Source organism: Paraburkholderia unamae (assembly GCF_003096875.1).
In the GTDB taxonomy this organism is placed as follows: Bacteria; Pseudomonadota; Gammaproteobacteria; order Burkholderiales; family Burkholderiaceae; genus Paraburkholderia; species Paraburkholderia unamae.
Map to the genome: position 1 here is coordinate 96,356 of NZ_QEOB01000006.1, position 18,086 is coordinate 114,441.

An 18,086-nucleotide genomic window follows, 5' to 3' on the forward strand; every position below is an offset into this window, starting at 1 on the left:
GCCTGGAAACAGGCCCGAAAACGCTGGACACAAAAAAAGCCGCTTCATACGAAGCGGCCTTTTTTATTGGCTGCGCCGAACGCTCACACCGGCGCGGGCTGCCTTCTCGTCGTGCGGGCGACGGGAAAGCGCACCGTGAACGTGCTGCCCCGCCCTTCCTCGCTCTTCACTTCGAGCGCCGCGTCGTGACGCTGCAATACGTGCTTCACGATCGCGAGGCCGAGGCCCGTGCCGCCCGTGTCGCGCGAGCGGCTGCGATCCACGCGGTAAAAACGCTCGGTCAGGCGCGGGATGTCGGCGGCCGGAATGCCCAGGCCCGAGTCGGTCACCGCGAACACCGCGTTACCGTGCTCCACGCGCCAGGACAGGTGCACCTTGCCGCCTTCCGGCGTGTAGCGCACCGCATTGGTCGCGAGGTTGCCGAGCGCGCTCATGATCTCGGTTTCGGAGCCCGTCACGCTCAGCCCGTCGTCGAAGTCGGTCGTGACGCGATGATGGCCGCCCGAGAGGCTTTCGGCGTCCTCGCGCACATGCCCGAGCACCGCGCGCATGTCGACCATCTGGTCGCCGGGCTGGCGCCCCTCGCCTTCGAGCTTGGCGAGCACGAGCAGGTCGGTGACGATGTGGCGCATGCGCGAAGCCTGCTGCTCCATCAACTCCAGGTAGCGGATGCGCTCGGCCTCGGAAAGCGGCAATTCGCGCATCGTTTCGAGAAACCCGGAAAGCACCGTGATCGGCGTTTTCAGTTCGTGCGAAACGTTGGCCACGAAGTCGCGCCGCATGGCGTCGGTGCGCTCCAGTTCGGTGATGTCCTGCGAAAGCACGAGCTTGCGATTCTCGCCGTACGGAAACACCTGCACCGAGAGCACGTTCTGACGCTTCGCCCCCATGCCGCGCATGATGAGCATTTCCTGGTAATCGTGCGAATTGAGGTAGCGCACGAAGTCGGGCTGACGCACGAGATGCGTGATGTGCTGGCGCAGGTCGCGCTTCGCGTCGAGACCGAAATGAATCTCGGAGATCGCGTTGCACCACTCGATCTGGTCATGGTCGTCGAGCATCGCGACGCCGTTGGGCGACGCCTGGATCGCCTGAATGAAACGCGAGTGCTGCTGCTCGACCTGGCGCACCTGGGCGTGCCAGCGCTTGGCGAGCTTGTGCAGACGGTAATAGATTTCGCCCCAGACGCCGGGGGCGCTCGGCACTTCGCCGTAGACCGGCGCGTCGAGCAAACGCCAGAGGCGCTGCTTGTGGAAGGTGCTGAAAAGCATTTGCGCGAGCAGCGCGAACACGGCCACGCCCAGCGCGACCTTGACGCCGAGGACCGCGCCAATACCGGCGCAGACGAGCGCGAGCAGCACGATCGATACGAGGGAGCGCGCCCAGATGATGTTCATGTTCCAGCGATCGAAGAAAAGTACAGTCGGATGCGGGCACGCAACATCGTGTTGCCATCACGCGAATAGCGGCGACGGCGAAGCAGCGGCGCCGCCCGGTCAATCACCCTGCGGCGCTACCGTGAAACCTGCGCTCAGGCGCTCTTCGCGAGACGGTAGCCGCTGCCGCGCACCGTTTCGATCATAGCATCGCACCCCGCCGGCTTGAGCGCGGCGCGCAGACGCTTGATATGCACGTCCACGGTGCGCTCTTCCACGAACACGTGATCGCCCCACACCTGGTCGAGCAACTGCGTGCGGCTGTGCACGCGTTCGGGGTGCGTCATGAAAAAGTGCAGCAGGCGAAACTCGGTCGGGCCGAGGTCGAGCTTGATCTCCGAGCCTTCGGCGGCGGCCGCCACGCGGTGCGTGGCCGGATCGAGCTTCAGGCCGTTGATCGCCACGACGTCTTCGGTGAGCTGCGGCGCGCGGCGGCGCAGGACCGCCTTGATGCGCGCCATCAGTTCCTTGGGCGAGAACGGCTTCGTCACGTAGTCGTCGGCGCCAATTTCGAGGCCAAGCACCTTGTCCTGCTCGTCGCCACGCGCGGTCAGCATGATGATCGGAATATGCTTCGTGCGCTCGTTGTTGCGCAGGTCGCGCGCGAACGTGACGCCCGACTTGCCCGGCAACATCCAGTCGAGCAGGATGAGATCGGGCAGCACGTCGCTGATCAGGTTTTGCGCCTGCTCCGCGTTGTAGGCGCGGATCGGGCAATGACCTGCGTGCTGCAAGTTCACCGAAATCAGCTCGGAAATGGCGGGCTCGTCTTCGATGACGAGAATGCTGCTAGGCATCGGCACCTCTTGACCTTGTTACCTGTTGAGTTATTTATTAGCTGAGTGCTTCGCGTTCGAGCGCGTCGCGCGACTTGTGGCGCACGTCCGTACCCTTCACGATGTAGATGATGAACTCCGCGATGTTCTTCGCGTGGTCGCCGATCCGCTCGATCGCCTTGGCGATGAACAGATAGTCGAGGCCCACGGAGATCGTGCGCGGATCTTCCATCATGTAGCTCACGAGCTTGCGCACGAAGGCGCGGAATTCCTCGTCGATCGCCTTGTCGTCGCGCACGATCTGCGCGGCGGCCACGGTGTCGAGGCGCGCGAACGCGTCGAGCGCGCGGCGCAGGATCGACACGGCCATCTCGCCCGAAACCTTGATCTCGGCGATGTTGACGGTGCGCGAGGCGCCGTCTTCCATCAGGCGCTTGGTGCGCTTGGCGATCTTTTCGGCTTCGTCGCCGGCGCGCTCGAGGTTCGTGATGGTCTTCGAAATGGCGAGCACGAGGCGCAGGTCGCGCGCGGCCGGCTGGCGGCGCGCGATGATGTTGCTGCACTCCTCGTCGATCTCGACTTCCATCGTGTTGAGGCGGTCTTCGGCGACGATCACGCGCTCGGCGGCTTCGCCGTCGAACTCGTTCAATGCCTGCATCGCCGTGATGATCTGCGATTCGACGAGGCCGCCCATTTCGAGCACCTTCGACGAAATGAGGTTCAAATCGGCGTCGAACTGGCTGGACAGGTGTTTGTCGGACATGTTTTCCTCCCTGCTGCGGTCAGCCGAAACGGCCGGTGATGTAGTCTTCCGTTTCCTTGCGGACCGGCTTGATGAAGATCTTCTCGGTGTCGCCGAACTCGATCAGTTCGCCGAGATACATGTACGCAGTGTAGTCCGAGCAGCGCGCGGCCTGTTGCATGTTATGGGTGACGATCACCACCGTGTAGTCGCTCTTGAGTTCCGCGATCAGCTCTTCGATGCGGCCCGTCGAAATGGGGTCGAGCGCCGAGCACGGCTCGTCGAGCAGCAGCACTTCGGGACGGATCGCGATGCCGCGCGCGATACACAGACGCTGCTGCTGGCCGCCCGAGAGGCCGTAGCCGCTCTGGCCGAGCTTGTCCTTCACTTCGTTCCAGAGCGCCGCCTTGGTGAGCGCCCATTCCACGCGGTCGTCCATTTCCGGACGCGAGAGCGTTTCGAACATCTTCACGCCGAACGCGATGTTGTCGTAAATCGACATCGGGAACGGGGTCGGCTTCTGGAACACCATGCCGATGCGCGCACGCAGCAGCGAAATGTCGCGCTTCGTGGTGAGCAGGTTCTCGCCGTCCATGAGGATCTCGCCCTCGGCGCGCTGCTCCGGGTAAAGCGCATACATCTTGTTGAAGGTGCGCAGCAGCGTGGACTTGCCGCAGCCCGACGGGCCGATGAACGCGGTCACCTTGCCATCAGGAATCTGCAAGTTGATGTTCTTCAGCGCGTGATACTTGCCGTAGAAGAAGTTCAGATCATTCACTTCGATCTTCGGCTTGCCGAGCGCCTGCGGGCGCGCGTTCTGGGCGGGGTCCGCAGGCTGAAACCCAGCGGAGGGCGCATTGCCGTGCGCAGCGGTGTTGAGGTGACTCTCTGCCATGTTCATCGGGAACTCCGCCCTTACTTATTCGAAAAGACCGTGCGTGCAAGGATATTCAAACCCAGCACACCCAGCGTGATCAGGAAAACACCGGCCCACGCAAGCGACTGCCATTGCGCAAACGGGCTCATCGCAAACTTGAAGATCGTGACCGGCAGGTTCGCGATCGGTTGATTCATGTTCGCGCTGAAGAACTGGTTGGACAGCGCGGTGAAGAGCAGTGGCGCGGTTTCGCCGGCAATACGGGCGATGGCGAGCAGCACGCCCGTCACGATGCCCGCGATCGACGCCTTCAGCGTGATCGACAGCACCATCTTCCACTTCGGCGTGCCGAGCGCGAAGGCTGCTTCACGCAGATTGTTCGGCACGAGCTTGAGCATGTTCTCGGTCGTGCGGATCACGATCGGAATCTGCAACAGCGCCAGCGCGATCGCGCCGGCCCAGCCGCTGAAGTGGCCCATCTTCGCCACGACGAGCGCGTAGACGAACAGACCCACGACGATCGACGGTGCCGACAGCAGAATGTCGTTGATGAAGCGCGTGACGCTCGCGAGCCACCCCTTCTGGCCATACTCAGCGAGATAGATGCCCGCGAGAACACCAATCGGCGTGCCGACGAAGGTTGCGATCACAACGAGCAGCAAGCTGCCGACAATGGCGTTGGCCAGCCCGCCGCCATCGGTGTTCGGCGGCGGCGTGGACTGCGTGAACAGATCGATCGTCAGGCCGCCGATGCCGAGCGAAATCGTCGTGTAGAGAATCCACACGAGCCACAGCAGGCCGAACCCCATCGCCGCGAGCGAAAGCGTGAGCGCGATCGCGTTGGTCAAACGGCGACGGCGTTGCAGCTTGTCGCGCATGCGATCCAGTTCGGGGCCGTAAATCGCCCCCGGAATTTTCATCATCGGCTCGCTCATCGCGCACCCTCCGCTTTTTCAAGGCGCAGCAACATGAGCTTCGAGATCGACAGCACGATGAACGTGATCACGAAGAGGATCAGGCCCAGTTCCATCAGCGCGGCCGTATGCAGGCCGGGGCTCGCTTCGGCGAACTCGTTGGCGAGCGCCGAGGTGATGCTGTTGCCGGGCGAAAAGAGCGACACGTTGTCGAGCAGGTTCGTATTGCCGATCACGAACGTGACGGCCATCGTTTCACCGAGCGCGCGGCCAAGGCCGAGCATCACGCCGCCGATCACGCCAGTCTTGGTGAACGGCAGCACGATCTTCCACATCACTTCCCACGTGGTGCAGCCGATGCCGTAGGCCGACTCCTTGAGCAGCACGGGCGTGACTTCGAACACGTCGCGCATGACCGAGGCGATGTACGGAATGATCATGATGGCGAGAATCACGCCGGCGCACAGCATGCCGATGCCGATGGGCGCGCCCTGGAACAGCGCGCCGATGATCGGCATGCCGCCGAGCAGCGAGCCGAGCGGCTTTTCGAACCACTGCGCGAAGATCGGCGCGAACACGAGCAGACCCCACATGCCGTAGACGATCGACGGGATCGCGGCGAGCAGTTCGATGGCGATGCCGAGCGGCCGGCGCAACCACGCGGGCGACAGCTCGGTGAGAAAGAGTGCGATGCCGAAGCTCACAGGCACGGCGATGATGAGCGCGATGAGCGACGTGGCGATCGTGCCGTAAATGGGCACGAGTGCGCCGAACTGCTCGCTGGGAGGATCCCAGTCAGCAGTCCAGAGGAATGCGAAACCGAACTTCTGGATCGTCGGCAACGAGGCGACGAGCAGCGACACGATGATGCCGCCGAGCAGCAGCAACGTGATGATGGCGGCGAGGCGCGCGAGGCCGCCAAAAATGATGTCCCCTGCCGGGCTGGGCGCTTTTTGCTGCGCGGCATTGCCGGGCGGGTTCGACACGAGCGGGACGTCGGACATGGTGACCTGGGTTCCAGTTGCCGCGAGCACGGGGCTCACGACGTTAAGGCAGCAGTGGGACTACAGATCGCCCGCTTTCCGGCCGTTAAGCCGTAGAGCGGGCGGCACATCTGAGCAGCACAGTTTCAGGCGAGCTACAAGCGAGAGGGCCGCGCGCGTCACGCGGCGGCCCTGTTCACCGTTGCCTGAGCGCTGGCTTATTCGGCGATCGGCTTGCCGCTCGCGTCCTTGACCTTCTCCTTCCACTGCGCCTTGATTTCGCTCACGACCGATTGCGGCAGCGAGATGTAGTCGAGGCTGTCAGCAGCCGGCGTGCCATTCTTGAAGGCCCAGTCGAAGAACTTGAGCGTTTCCTTGCCCTGGTCCGGCTTGTCCTGTGCCGTGTGCAGCAGCACGAAGGTCGCGCCGACGACCGGCCATGCGTCCTTGCCCGGCTCGTTCGTGAGGATCTGGTAGAACGACTTCTTCCAGTCCGCGCCGGCGGCCGCTGCCTTGAACGTTTCGGTATCCGGCTGAACAACCGCGCCCGACTCGTTCTTCATGGCAGTGTAGACCATGTGATTTTGCTTGGCGTAGGCCCACTCGACGTAGCCGATTGCGCCCGGCAGACGCTGCACGAAGGCTGCGACGCCGTCGTTGCCCTTGCCGCCCGTGCCCGTCGGCCATGCCACGGTCGTGCCTTCGCCGACCTTGGTCTTCCACTCGGGGTTGACCTTCGAGAGGTAGTTCGTCCAGATGAAGCTGGTGCCCGAACCGTCGGCGCGGCGAACCACGGCGATGTCGAGGTCAGGCAGCTTGACCTTCGGGTTCAGTGCGACGATGGCCGGATCATTCCACTTCTTGATCTTGCCGAGGTAGATGTCGCCGAGCACCGGGCCCGACAGCGTGATTTCGCCGGCCTTGACGCCCGGCACGTTGATCGCCGGCACAACGCCGCCGACCACGGTCGGGAACTGGAACAGGCCTTCCTTGGCCAGATCGTCGTCCTTCAGCGGAGCGTCCGAACCTGCGAAGTCGACGGTCTTGGCTTGAATCTGCTTGATGCCGCCCGACGAGCCGATGCCCTGGTAGTTGACCTTGCCGCCACCCGACTTCTGATAGGCGTCTGCCCATTTCGTGTAGATCGGTGCTGCGAAGGTGCTGCCCGCGCCAGTGATGTCAGCAGCGTGGGCTGCGATCGCGAAGAGCGCGCCAGCAACGCCAGCGAGCGCGGTTTGCATCAATTTCATGAGACCTCCAGGTGTGTGAGCGGATGAACGACACCGCGAAGCTTAGGGGCTCTTTGTGACAGTACCGTGACGATTCATGAAGCCAACGTGACACTGCGATTACTGCCTGAAAGGCACGTGGATATGCGCATCGGGAGGGATGCGGCGCGCGGCGGCGGCCTCGCCTGCAAGGCCCTGCGCAGGCGCAAAGGCCATCTGGCGCGGTTTTGGCGGCCTCTGAGGGGTCCGACGCGGAAAGATTCGAGGAAACCCTCGATAGCGGTTTGGAAACCGCTACGTGATGTTTTAAACGTTTGCCTGGTTCCGTCGCGATGACGAAAAAAACGCAAAAAAAGATGCGCACGACGCCGGGTCGCGGCGTCGTGCGCATCGGTTTGATTCGAGCGTGGTGACCCGGCGGGTCATCACGCGGGTCGTCATGCGATCGAGCGCTTGACCACCCCGGCGATCGCTTCGGCGTAGTGAACGGCGTCGCGCTCTTCGCGGGCCTCGACCATCACGCGCAGGACCGGTTCGGTGCCCGAGGCGCGGATCAGCACGCGGCCACGCCCCTTGAGCTCCGCTTCGGCGGATGCGATCGACTGCTGGATCGCGGCGTTGCCCTTCCAGTCGGCGCCCTGCGCGATGCGCACGTTGATGAGCTTCTGCGGGAATAGCTGCACGCCGTCGAGCAGTGCGCCGAGCGTCTGGCCGCTGCGCTTCATCGCCGCGAGCACGAGCAGCGCCGAGACGATGCCGTCGCCGGTCGTGTGACGATCGAGCGAGAGAATGTGGCCCGAGCCTTCAGCCCCGAGCTGCCAGCCGCGCTCGCGCAATTGCTCCAGCACGTAGCGGTCGCCCACGTTCGCGCGCACGAACTGCACGCCCAGGCCTTCCAGTGCCTGCTCGACCGCGAGGTTCGTCATGAGCGTGCCGACCGCGCCTTCCACCTTGCCGTCGGTCGCGATGCGGTCCTTCACGAGCACGTAGAGCAACTCGTCGCCGTTGTAGAGGCGGCCATGTGCGTCCACGACCTGGAGGCGGTCGGCGTCGCCGTCGAGCGCGATGCCGAGATCGGCGTGATTCGCGCGCACCGCGCGCACGAGTGCGTCCGGCGCGGTAGCGCCCACGCCGTCGTTGATGTTGAAGCCGTTGGGCGACACGCCGATCGGAATGACGTCGGCGCCCAGTTCGTGGAACACGTGCGGCGCGATGTCGTAGCCCGCGCCGTTGGCGCAGTCGATCACGAGCTTCAGGCCGCGCAGGTTGAACGCCTGCGGAAACGTGCTCTTGCAGAACTCGATGTAGCGCCCGCCCGCGTCGTGCAGGCGGCGCGCGCGCCCAAGCTGCTCGGACGGCGCGCACGCGAGCGGCTGCTCAAGTTGCTCCTCGATCTGCGTCTCCACCTCGTCGGGCAGCTTGTTGCCGTCGGCGGAGAAGAACTTGATGCCGTTGTCGTAGTACGGGTTGTGCGACGCGCTGATCACGACGCCCGCGGCGAGCCGCAGCGCGCGCGTGAGGTAGGCGATGCCGGGCGTCGTCATCGGCCCGGCCAGCATCACATCGATGCCTGCCGCCGACAGTCCCGCTTCCAGCGAGGCCTCGAGCATGTAGCCAGAAATACGCGTGTCCTTGCCGATCAGCACCGACGGCCGGGGGCCGGAGGCCGCTGCCGAGCCCGCGAGCACCTTGCCCGCGGCATAGCCCAGCCGCAACACGAAATCGGGCGTAATCGGCGCCTCGCCGACCTTGCCGCGCACCCCATCAGTTCCGAAATAACGACGTCCCATCTCTCTATCCCTCGGTTTGGTGCTGCCTTTGTCCTGTCTTTGGCCTGGCCCGCGCTGCGTGGCTCAAGCGCGCGGCGCCGTCGCACCGCCGGTCATGGCGTCGCGCATCGCGCCCCAGACCTTCAGTGCGTCCACGGTAGGCGCGACATCGTGCACGCGGATGATCGCCGCGCCCCGCTGCGCCGCGCACACCGCCGCCGCCACACTCGCGGCGACGCGCTCGGGCGCGGGCCGGTTCACCAGTGCGCCGAGCATCGACTTGCGCGACATGCCGGCAAGGATCGGATACGGCGCGACACCGGGCGCCACGGCCGGCGCGGTTTCAGGCAGATGCGCGAGCAGCGCGTAATTGTGCTCGACCACCGACTTGCCGAAGCCGAAGCCCGGATCCACGCTGATGCGACGCTTCGCCACACCCGCCGCTTCGAGTTCCGCGCAGCGCTGCGCGAGAAACTCGCGCACCTCGCGCACAACGTCCACGTAGTCGGGTTCGCCCACCTGCATCGTTTGCGGCTCGCCGAGCATGTGCATCACACACAGACCGCAATCGCTGCCGCGCACGGCCTCGATCGCGCCAGGCATCCGGAAGCCCCAGATGTCGTTGATCAGATCCGCGCCCGCGGCGAGCGCCGCGCGCATGACTTCGGGCTTGTACGTGTCGATCGAAAGCGGCACGTTCGCGCCCTTGAGCTTCTCGATGAGCGGAATCACGCGTTCGAGTTCTTCGTCGAGCGGCACGGGCGGCGCGCCCGGCCGTGTCGATTCGCCGCCGATGTCGATGATGTCCACGCCGTCGAGCATCATCTGCTCGGCGCGGCGCAGCGCGTCGCCGAACGCGAGGTAGCTGCCGCCGTCGGAAAACGAATCGGGTGTGGCGTTGAGGATGCCCATGACGAGCGGACGCTCGAACGTCAGCGTGAAACGGCCGCACGCAAGCGGTTCAGGTGGGAGATTACCCTGTGAAGTGATATTGGGCACGTCAAGAAACGTCAGATGTGTAACGAGATGCGGCGCTGCGGCAGACCGGCCATCCGGCGGCCAGCCGCGCGCCAGAAATGCAAAACGGGCCGATGTGAACTTCACACCGGCCCGCAACTTTACTCGATTCGGATCACGCCGGTGCGGTGGCGCTACCGGGCTTGACCTCAGTGCCCGTGCTCCCGCCCGATGAAGGCGCGTCGCCCGCGGACGGCGTGCTCTTCGGCGAGCGCGGCGGACGGCCGGCCATGATGTCGTTGATCTGATCGGCGTCGATCGTTTCCCACTCCATGAGCGCGGCGGTCATGGCTTCGACCTTGTCGCGGTTCTCATCGAGCAGGCGCTTGGCGAGGTTGTACTGCTCGTCGAGCACGCGGCGGATTTCCGCGTCGACCTTCTGCTGCGTCGCTTCCGAAATCACGCGCGTGAAGCCCTTGCCGAATGCGCCGCCGTCGTTGTCGTCGTCGGCGTAGACCATCGGTCCGAGCGCGTCGGTCATGCCAAAGCGCGTGACCATGGCGCGGGCGGTTTGCGTCGCCTTGTTGAAGTCGTCCGAGGCACCCGTGCTGATCAGGTTCATGAACAACTCTTCCGCCACGCGGCCACCGAACAGAATGGCCAGACGATCCAGCAGATAGTCCTTCGAATACGTTTCGTTGTCGTGCTCGGGCAACTGCCACGTGACGCCCAGCGCGCGACCGCGCGGAATGATCGTGACCTTGTGCACCGGATCGGCCTTCGGCAACAGCTTCGCGATCACGGCGTGGCCGGACTCGTGGTAAGCCGTGGCGCGCTTCGCCTCTTCACGGATGACCGCCGACTTGCGCTCCGGCCCCATGAAGATCTTGTCCTTCGCGTCTTCGAAGTCCTGCATCTCGACGATACGCTTGCCGCGGCGCGCCGCGAACAGCGCGGCTTCGTTCACGAGGTTCGCGAGGTCGGCGCCCGAGAAGCCCGGCGTGCCGCGCGCGATGACCGCTGCATCCACGTCGTTGGCGATCGGCACCTTGCGCAGGTGCACCTTCATGATCTGCTCGCGGCCGCGAATGTCCGGCAGGCCCACGTAGACCTGGCGGTCGAAACGGCCCGGACGCAGCAGCGCCTTGTCGAGCACGTCGGAACGGTTGGTTGCCGCGATCACGATGACTCCCGAGTTCGCCTCGAAGCCGTCCATCTCGACCAGCATCTGGTTCAACGTTTGTTCGCGTTCGTCGTTACCGCCGCCCATGCCGGCGCCACGATGACGGCCGACCGCGTCGATTTCGTCGATGAACACGATACACGGCGCATGCTTCTTCGCCTGTTCGAACATGTCGCGCACGCGGGCCGCGCCCACGCCGACGAACATTTCCACGAAGTCCGAACCCGAAATGCTGAAGAACGGCACCTTCGCTTCGCCGGCAATGGCACGCGCCAGCAGCGTCTTACCGGTACCCGGAGGGCCGACCAGCAGCACGCCGCGCGGGATGCGCCCGCCCAGCTTCTGGAATTTTTGCGGATCGCGCAGGAAGTCGACGAGTTCCGACACTTCTTCCTTGGCTTCGTCGCAGCCCGCGACGTCGGAGAAGTTGACGGCGTTGTTGTTCTCGTCGATCAGGCGCGCGCGCGATTTGCCAAACGAGAACGCCCCGCCTTTGCCGCCCCCCTGCATCTGCCTCATCATGTAGAACCAGAACACGATGATCAGGATGGTTGGCCCGAGGTAGTACAGCGCGGAAACCAGCGCGTTCGGCTCTTCGTCAGCCTTGCCGCTCACCTGCACGCCGTATTTCATCAGGTCGCCGACCATCCAGATGTCGCCCGGGGAGACGATCTGGTATTTCTGGCCATCAGCCGGAGTGACCGTGAGGTTGCGCCCCTGCACCACGACAGTCTTGACCTTGCCGTTCTTCGCGTCGTCCATGAACTGCGAATAGGAAACGCCTTCCTGGACACGGGGCTTGTCGAACTGCTTGAACACGGTAAACAGCACCAGTGCGATAACCAGCCACACCGCTGCCTTCGAAAACATGTTGTTGTTCAAAGCACCACTCCTTCACTCATAGACGGGCGCCTACATTTGCCTTGCTGCACCATCAAAGCATTCTAATCCAGTACAAGGACCCCTGCCATAACGTTTCGCTACCGCAGGAATAGCCTCAGCGCCTTGTCCGGACCGCGTTTTGCGCCCTTTTGCATCTGCTTGACCGTCAGCCCGCACCTTGGAGCATTAATCATGCCCCAATTAGCGGGAACGCTTCAGATGTTTACCCAATATAAACGTTTCAGCCGATTTGTCGCGCGAAGCTTTCGGTTTTCGCGCGGCCACGACCTTGAACTGTTGCTTGAACTTCTCGACGATCTGGCTGTAACCACTGCCGTGGAAGCATTTGACTAAAAGGGCCCCATCGGGTTTCAGATGATTCTCCGAGAACTCGAGCGCGAGATCGCACACGTGCTCGATGCGCGCCGCGTCAGCCAACGCGACCCCCGAGAGATTGGGCGCCATATCTGAAATTACAAGATCGACCGGGCGGCCGCCCACCAATTCTTCCAGTTGCGCGAGCACGTCGTCCTCGCGGAAGTCGCCTTGCAGGAACTGCACGTCGGAGATCGGCTCCATCGGCAGGATATCGAGCGCGATGATCGTGCCGTCGATGCCGCCCTGGCGCTGGTCGTCGCGTTTCGTGCTCTGCGCGAGCTTGTTGCGCGCGTACTGGCTCCAGCTGCCGGGCGCGGCGCCGAGGTCCACGATCACCATCCCGGGACGGATCAGCTTGTCCTGCTCGTCGATTTCCTTGAGCTTGTACGCGGCGCGGGCGCGGTAACCCTCCCGCTGCGCCATTTTCACGTAAGGGTCGTTGATGTGGTCGTGCAGCCACGAGTGGTTGAAGCGATTTTTTGCCATTAAAGATGAACTCTTGCTGCGTGATTCCGCGCTTTTAGCGGATAATACGCGTTTAATTCGTGCGGCCGTCGCGGCTCGCCAGACCGGATGTGTGTTTCTCCGGCGGCGTAAGTGCCCGCGCCCTGCCGTTCTCCACGGTTTTCCGTTGTTCCGACGCGCTTTGCCCGCTGGCGGCCCGCTACCTGCGGACCGCGTTCACGTCTGCCCAGGCCTGGTTCATGCCTGTCGACCCGCGCGGCGCCGTCATTTTAGTCGAGTCTGCCACTTCCCATGCCCGCCCTCTCTCTTTCCGCCGAACAGCGCTCCGAGCTGCGCTCCCAGGCTCACGCGCTCAAACCGGTCGTGCTCATCGGCGCCGAGGGATTGACCGACGCCGTCCTCAAGGAAATCAAGGTTCACCTTGACGCTCACCAGCTCATCAAGGTGCGCGTGTTTGGCGACGAGCGCGAAGAGCGCATCGCGATCTACGAAGAGATCTGCGACCGCCTGAACGCCGCGCCCATCCAGCACATTGGCAAGTTGCTCGTGCTCTGGAAGCCCGAAGAAGCCAAGGCGAAAACCTCCACCGCCCGAGCCGGCGCACGCGGCACCGTGTCGCGCCCCGCTGCCGACGTGCCGAGCGCCCGTGAAGCCGGCAAGCGCGGTGCGTCGCCGCGCGTCGTGAAGGTCGTCAAGGCGAGCGACAATCCCATGCGCAAGCCCAAATCGCAGAAGGTCACCGTCAAGGGCAACGAGCGCGTCACGCAAGGCGGCAACATCAAGCGCGCGAAGAAGCGTCAGACCAGCTCCAAGCGCACGCACCAGAACGCCAAGTAACAAGGAAGCGCGGCCACCACCGAGCCGCGCTTTTTTTTGGCCGGCGCGCTGTCAGCGTGGCGCGGACTCCGCACGCTGCACCAGACCGGCGGCACGCGCCGAAGGCAACAGCCAGACGAGCCATGCGCCAAGCAGGCTCTGCACCAGATAGAAAAGGCTGGACACGCCGTGCAGCAATCCAAAGCGGCTTGCATACGGCGAACTGGCGACATCCATGCCCGCGCTCATGGCCTGCACGCGCAGCGCATTCATGAACGGTTGCAGCGCGAAATAGCCGATCAGCACGCACAGCAGCATGATCGCCAGCACCCAGCGCAGGCGGCGATAGCCTGCCGCGCCACGCCGCGTGAGCAGGTTGGAAAGCCCGAGCAGCAGCACGCCGCACACCACGCCGACAATGCCTTCGAGACGAAACAGCTGGGCGGCGATTCCGCCCGCCACCACCCTGTCGAGCGACGCGAACAGCACCGGCGCGACCATATAGCCGATGGTCAACTGGCTGCCGACCCACAGCATGGCCAGCCACCCGAAGAGCCGGTGCGGAACGAGCGAAACCGGGGTCGCGGAACTTGCGTAACCTGTCGTACTCACGGCAGCGCGCCCCTCAGACGTAGCGAACCTCGATGACCTCGTACTCGCGCACGCCGCTGGGCGCTTGCACTTCGGCGACATCGCCTTCGGACTTGCCGATCAGCGCGCGCGCGATGGGCGAGCTGACCGAAATGAGCCCGTGCTCGAGATCGGCTTCGTCGTCGCCGACGATCTGGTAGGTCACCGTCTTGCCCGACTCGAGGTCTTCGAGATCGATGGTCGAGCCGAACACGATCCGGCCGTCCGCTTCGAGCGTGGCCGGATCGATGATCTGCGCGGCCGCCAGCTTCGACTCGATCTCGGCGATGCGGCCTTCGATGAAGCCCTGCTTTTCCTTCGCGGCGTCGTATTCCGCGTTTTCCGACAGATCGCCTTGCGCGCGCGCTTCCGCGATCGAATTGATGACCGCCGGACGCTCGACGGATTTCAGGTGCTGCAACTCTCCGCGCAATTGATCTGCGCCGCGCCTGGTCAGGGGAATCGTGCTCATAAACAACTCGTACGGGCCATCAGGGCCTCAAGAAGGCCGCGCCACGCGCGCGATGCGCGCCGCGTTGCGGCCATAAAAAAAATTCCGCGGTTAAGTGCATCCCACGAGGGCGGCTGCGCGGTCTGGCGCAGCCTGAAAACCCTGTTGGGACGCCGCTTAACCGCGGCACATTCAGCTTTATTAGCCTGCCTCGTTGGACGTTAGACAGACAATTGAAGCCTTAGTTTAGGCGAGCGTGGAGGCCTTGTAAATCATAGACTTCCAGGTTCTTCAGATAGCGCAGACCCTCGACGGCGGCACGCGCACCCGACATCGTCGTGTAGTACGTGACCTTGTTGGCCTGCGCGCTCATGCGAATCGAGCGCGAATCGGCGATCGCGGCACGCGTTTCGTCGACGGTCGTGAACACGAGCGAAATCTCGCCATTCTTGATCATGTCGACGATGTGCGGACGGCCGTCCTTCACCTTGTTCACGACCTTCACCGGCACGCCGGCCGCCTCGATGGCGGCAGCCGTGCCGCGCGTCGCGACGAGGCCGTAGCCGAGTTCGTGCAGCATGCGCGCGACTTCGACGGCCTTCGGCTTGTCCGCATCCATCACGGTGATGAAGACCGTGCCCGATTCCGGCAAGCGCGAACCCGCGGCCAGCTGCGACTTGAAGAGCGCTTCACCGAAGGTCTTGCCCACGCCCATCACTTCGCCCGTGGAACGCATTTCGGGTCCAAGCACCGGGTCGACGGCCGGGAACTTCACGAACGGGAACACCGCTTCCTTCACGCTGAAGTACGGTGGCACGACTTCCTTCGTCACGCCCTGCTGCGCCAGCTTCTGGCCGACCATCGCGCGCGCCGCGATCTTCGCGAGCGGCAGGCTGGTCGCCTTCGAAACGTACGGCACGGTGCGCGACGCGCGCGGGTTCACTTCCAGCACGTAGATGATGTCCTTCTTCGAACCGTCATCCTGCGGCACCTGCTGGATCGCGAACTGCACGTTCATCAGGCCGACCACGTTCAGGGCCTTGGCCATCGCGCCGGTCTGGCGCTTGAGTTCGGCAACCGTTTCCTGCGAGAGCGAGTACGGCGGCAGCGAGCACGCCGAGTCGCCCGAGTGCACGCCAGCCTGCTCGATGTGCTCCATCACGCCGCCGATGAACACGTCCGTGCCGTCGGAGATGCAGTCGACGTCGCATTCGATCGCGTCGTTCAGGAAGCGGTCGAGCAGCACCGGCGAATCGTTCGACACCTTCACGGCCTCGCGCATGTAGCGTTCGAGGTCGCGCGGCTCGTGGACGATTTCCATGGCGCGGCCGCCCAGCACGTACGACGGACGCACGACGAGCGGGTAACCGATTTCGTCGGCGAGCTTGAGCGCTTCGTCTTCTGCGCGTGCAGTGCGGTTAGGCGGCTGGCGCAGACCGAGGTCTTGCAGCAGCTTCTGGAAACGCTCGCGGTCTTCAGCGGCGTCGATCATGTCGGGCGACGTGCCGACGATGGGCACGCCATTCGCCTCGAGGTCGAGCGCGAGCTTCAGCGGCGTCTGGCCGCCGTACTGCACGATCACGCCAACCGGCTTTTCGAGGTCGACGATTTCGAGCACGTCTTCGAGCGTGAGCGACTCGAAGTACAGACGGTCGGACGTGTCGTAGTCGGTCGAAACCGTTTCCGGGTTGCAGTTGACCATGATCGTTTCGTAGCCGTCTTCGCGCATCGCGAGCGCGGCGTGCACGCAGCAGTAGTCGAACTCGATACCCTGGCCGATCCGGTTCGGGCCGCCGCCCAGCACCATGATCTTCTTGTTGTTCGTCGGGTTGGCCTCGCACTCGTCCTCATAGGTCGAGTACATGTAGGCGGTCTTCGTGGCGAACTCGGCCGCGCAGGTGTCCACGCGCTTGTAGACCGGGCGCACGTTCAGCTCGATACGGCGGCGGCGCACGTCGGCGGCATTCGCGCCGAGCAGCCTGGCGAGACGGCGATCCGAGAAGCCGCTTTGCTTCAGGAAGCGCAGCTCGTCCTTCGAGAGGCTTTCGAGCGTGCGGCCGCGGGCCGCCTCTTCCTTCTTGATGATCTCTTCGATTTGCGCGAGGAACCACGGGTCGATTGCGGTTTCCTCGAAGATCTCTTCGCGCGTCATGCCCACGCGGAACGCGTCGCCCACGTACCAGATACGGTCCGGACCGGCTTCGCCGATCTCGCGGATGATCTCGTCGCGGCTCGTGGTCTTTTCGTCCAGACCGTCCACGCCGACTTCCAGACCGCGCAGCGCCTTCTGGAACGACTCCTGGAACGTGCGGCCGATGGCCATCACTTCGCCGACCGACTTCATCTGCGTGGTGAGGCGCGGGTCGGCTTCGCGGAACTTCTCGAACGCGAAACGCGGGATCTTCGTGACGACGTAGTCGATGGTCGGCTCGAACGAAGCCGGCGTCTGACCGCCCGTGATTTCGTTCTTCAGTTCGTCCAGCGTGTAACCGACGGCCAGCTTGGCCGCGACCTTGGCGATCGGGAAGCCCGTGGCCTTCGACGCCAGCGCCGACGAGCGCGACACGCGCGGGTTCATTTCGATCACGATCATGCGGCCCGTGCGCGGGTCGATCGAGAACTGCACGTTCGAACCGCCCGTGTCCACGCCGATTTCGCGCAGCACCGCCAGCGAGGCGTCGCGCAGGATCTGGTATTCCTTGTCGGTGAGCGTTTGCGCCGGCGCGACCGTGATCGAGTCGCCCGTGTGGATGCCCATCGGGTCCAGGTTTTCGATCGAGCACACGATGATGCAGTTATCCGCCTTGTCGCGGACCACTTCCATCTCGTATTCCTTCCAGCCGAGCAGCGACTCTTCGATCAGCAGTTCGCGCGTAGGCGACAGATCGAGACCGCGCTTGCAGATCTCTTCGAATTCTTCGCGGTTGTACGCGATGCCGCCGCCCGAGCCGCCCAGCGTGAACGACGGACGGATCACGACCGGGTAGCCGCCCGTGCCGGTGGCTTCGGCGATCTCGACTTGCACCTTGAGCGCTTCTTCCATCGAGTGCGCGACGCCCGACTTCGCCGAACCGAGACCAATCTTGGTCATCGCGTCCTTGAACTTCTGGCGGTCTTCGGCCTTGTCGATCGCTTCCGGCGATGCGCCGATCAGCTCGACGTTGTACTTCGTCAGCACGCCGTGGTGGTGCAGGTCGAGCGCGCAGTTCAGCGCGGTCTGGCCGCCCATCGTCGGCAGGATCGCGTCCGGGCGCTCCTTCTCGATGATGCGCTCCACCACTTCCCACGTGATCGGCTCGATGTAGGTCACGTCGGCCGTGTTCGGGTCGGTCATGATCGTCGCCGGATTGCTGTTGACGAGGATGACCTTGTAGCCTTCTTCACGCAGCGCCTTGCAAGCCTGTGCGCCCGAGTAGTCGAACTCGCAGGCCTGGCCGATGATGATCGGACCCGCGCCGATGATAAGAATGCTCTTGATGTCTGTCCGCTTGGGCATAACGCTCTCGCTAAATATTCCTGTGTCTTTTACGTCTGGCGGCAACCTGCTTGCCGCCAGGGTGCGCGCGTGGGCCGTGTTCGGCTTCGGCTCGCTGCGCAC

Annotated in this window: 15 protein-coding genes; 1 reads left to right on the forward strand and 14 read right to left on the reverse strand. The window is 63.9% G+C overall.

The features are described from left to right. Nucleotides 1-83 precede the first annotated feature (83 nt). From phoR to C7402_RS14240, 11 genes are all read right to left on the reverse strand, one after another. Nucleotides 84-1,397 carry a phosphate regulon sensor histidine kinase PhoR gene (phoR, locus tag C7402_RS14190; protein ID WP_116611098.1) on the reverse strand — a complete coding sequence of 438 codons (1,314 nt, stop codon included), beginning with the start codon at nt 1,395-1,397 and terminating at the stop codon, nt 84-86. A 134-nt stretch (nt 1,398-1,531) separates the two neighbouring features. Continuing rightward, a complete protein-coding gene (gene phoB, locus C7402_RS14195) occupies nt 1,532-2,233 on the reverse strand; it encodes a phosphate regulon transcriptional regulator PhoB (RefSeq protein WP_112171211.1) in 702 nt (233 codons plus the stop codon). Nucleotides 2,234-2,270: 37 nt separating this feature from the next. Next, nucleotides 2,271-2,975, reverse strand: coding sequence for a phosphate signaling complex protein PhoU (gene phoU / locus C7402_RS14200; RefSeq protein WP_112171212.1), 705 nt, complete (start codon nt 2,973-2,975; stop codon nt 2,271-2,273). Nucleotides 2,976-2,994: 19 nt separating this feature from the next. Beyond that, nucleotides 2,995-3,855 carry a phosphate ABC transporter ATP-binding protein PstB gene (pstB, locus tag C7402_RS14205; protein WP_112171213.1) on the reverse strand — a complete coding sequence of 287 codons (861 nt, stop codon included), beginning with the start codon at nt 3,853-3,855 and terminating at the stop codon, nt 2,995-2,997. A 14-nt stretch (nt 3,856-3,869) separates the two neighbouring features. Continuing rightward, nucleotides 3,870-4,766: a phosphate ABC transporter permease PstA gene (pstA, locus tag C7402_RS14210; protein WP_112171214.1), complete on the reverse strand. Its 897-nt coding sequence runs from the start codon at nt 4,764-4,766 to the stop codon at nt 3,870-3,872. Then, nucleotides 4,763-5,749, reverse strand: coding sequence for a phosphate ABC transporter permease PstC (gene pstC / locus C7402_RS14215; RefSeq protein ID WP_112171215.1), 987 nt, complete (start codon nt 5,747-5,749; stop codon nt 4,763-4,765). Before pstC ends, pstA begins: the two co-directional genes overlap by 4 nt. Before the next feature lie 197 nt (nt 5,750-5,946). Next, the gene (pstS, locus tag C7402_RS14220; RefSeq protein WP_112171216.1) at nt 5,947-6,978 is read right to left on the reverse strand and encodes a phosphate ABC transporter substrate-binding protein PstS; all 1,032 of its coding nucleotides are present in this window, start codon (nt 6,976-6,978) and stop codon (nt 5,947-5,949) included. A 416-nt stretch (nt 6,979-7,394) separates the two neighbouring features. After that, nucleotides 7,395-8,747 carry a phosphoglucosamine mutase gene (glmM, locus tag C7402_RS14225; RefSeq protein ID WP_112171217.1) on the reverse strand — a complete coding sequence of 451 codons (1,353 nt, stop codon included), beginning with the start codon at nt 8,745-8,747 and terminating at the stop codon, nt 7,395-7,397. Between the two features lie 63 nt (nt 8,748-8,810). After that, nucleotides 8,811-9,638: a dihydropteroate synthase gene (gene folP, locus C7402_RS14230; RefSeq protein ID WP_112171463.1), complete on the reverse strand. Its 828-nt coding sequence runs from the start codon at nt 9,636-9,638 to the stop codon at nt 8,811-8,813. Nucleotides 9,639-9,858: 220 nt separating this feature from the next. Further along, on the reverse strand, nt 9,859-11,748 hold the full coding sequence (gene ftsH, locus C7402_RS14235; protein WP_112171218.1) for an ATP-dependent zinc metalloprotease FtsH: 1,890 nt from the start codon (nt 11,746-11,748) through the stop codon (nt 9,859-9,861). 201 nt (nt 11,749-11,949) lie between these two features. Further along, complete coding sequence (locus tag C7402_RS14240; RefSeq protein ID WP_112171219.1) at nt 11,950-12,612, reverse strand: RlmE family RNA methyltransferase; 663 nt, start codon at nt 12,610-12,612, stop codon at nt 11,950-11,952. Nucleotides 12,613-12,882: 270 nt separating this feature from the next. On the opposite strand from C7402_RS14240, the gene C7402_RS14245 reads away from it, so the two are divergent. Then, nucleotides 12,883-13,428: a YhbY family RNA-binding protein gene (locus tag C7402_RS14245; protein WP_112171220.1), complete on the forward strand. Its 546-nt coding sequence runs from the start codon at nt 12,883-12,885 to the stop codon at nt 13,426-13,428. 51 nt (nt 13,429-13,479) lie between these two features. Here the strand turns inward: C7402_RS14245 and C7402_RS14250 are convergent, their stop codons facing one another. From C7402_RS14250 to carB, 3 genes are all read right to left on the reverse strand, one after another. Next, complete coding sequence (locus C7402_RS14250; protein ID WP_244314859.1) at nt 13,480-13,944, reverse strand: DUF4149 domain-containing protein; 465 nt, start codon at nt 13,942-13,944, stop codon at nt 13,480-13,482. A gap of 88 nt (nt 13,945-14,032) precedes the next feature. Continuing rightward, nucleotides 14,033-14,509, reverse strand: coding sequence for a transcription elongation factor GreA (gene greA / locus C7402_RS14255; protein WP_112171222.1), 477 nt, complete (start codon nt 14,507-14,509; stop codon nt 14,033-14,035). Nucleotides 14,510-14,729: 220 nt separating this feature from the next. Beyond that, nucleotides 14,730-17,984 carry a carbamoyl-phosphate synthase large subunit gene (gene carB, locus C7402_RS14260; RefSeq protein ID WP_112171223.1) on the reverse strand — a complete coding sequence of 1,085 codons (3,255 nt, stop codon included), beginning with the start codon at nt 17,982-17,984 and terminating at the stop codon, nt 14,730-14,732. Nucleotides 17,985-18,086: the final 102 nt, after the last annotated feature.

What these genes read in the sequence shown, in the direction of transcription:
- greA (WP_112171222.1), bottom strand. Translation starts at nt 14,509, where the DNA reads ATGAGCACGATTCCCCTGACCAGGCGCGGCGCAGATCAATTGCGCGGA.
- phoU (WP_112171212.1), bottom strand. Translation starts at nt 2,975, where the DNA reads ATGTCCGACAAACACCTGTCCAGCCAGTTCGACGCCGATTTGAACCTC.
- carB (WP_112171223.1), bottom strand. Translation starts at nt 17,984, where the DNA reads ATGCCCAAGCGGACAGACATCAAGAGCATTCTTATCATCGGCGCGGGT.
- folP (WP_112171463.1), bottom strand. Translation starts at nt 9,638, where the DNA reads ATGGGCATCCTCAACGCCACACCCGATTCGTTTTCCGACGGCGGCAGC.
- phoB (WP_112171211.1), bottom strand. Translation starts at nt 2,233, where the DNA reads ATGCCTAGCAGCATTCTCGTCATCGAAGACGAGCCCGCCATTTCCGAG.
- C7402_RS14240 (WP_112171219.1), bottom strand. Translation starts at nt 12,612, where the DNA reads ATGGCAAAAAATCGCTTCAACCACTCGTGGCTGCACGACCACATCAAC.
- pstB (WP_112171213.1), bottom strand. Translation starts at nt 3,855, where the DNA reads ATGAACATGGCAGAGAGTCACCTCAACACCGCTGCGCACGGCAATGCG.
- phoR (WP_116611098.1), bottom strand. Translation starts at nt 1,397, where the DNA reads ATGAACATCATCTGGGCGCGCTCCCTCGTATCGATCGTGCTGCTCGCG.
- C7402_RS14250 (WP_244314859.1), bottom strand. Translation starts at nt 13,944, where the DNA reads ATGCTGTGGGTCGGCAGCCAGTTGACCATCGGCTATATGGTCGCGCCG.
- pstC (WP_112171215.1), bottom strand. Translation starts at nt 5,749, where the DNA reads ATGTCCGACGTCCCGCTCGTGTCGAACCCGCCCGGCAATGCCGCGCAG.
- C7402_RS14245 (WP_112171220.1), top strand. Translation starts at nt 12,883, where the DNA reads ATGCCCGCCCTCTCTCTTTCCGCCGAACAGCGCTCCGAGCTGCGCTCC.
- glmM (WP_112171217.1), bottom strand. Translation starts at nt 8,747, where the DNA reads ATGGGACGTCGTTATTTCGGAACTGATGGGGTGCGCGGCAAGGTCGGC.
- pstA (WP_112171214.1), bottom strand. Translation starts at nt 4,766, where the DNA reads ATGAGCGAGCCGATGATGAAAATTCCGGGGGCGATTTACGGCCCCGAA.
- pstS (WP_112171216.1), bottom strand. Translation starts at nt 6,978, where the DNA reads ATGAAATTGATGCAAACCGCGCTCGCTGGCGTTGCTGGCGCGCTCTTC.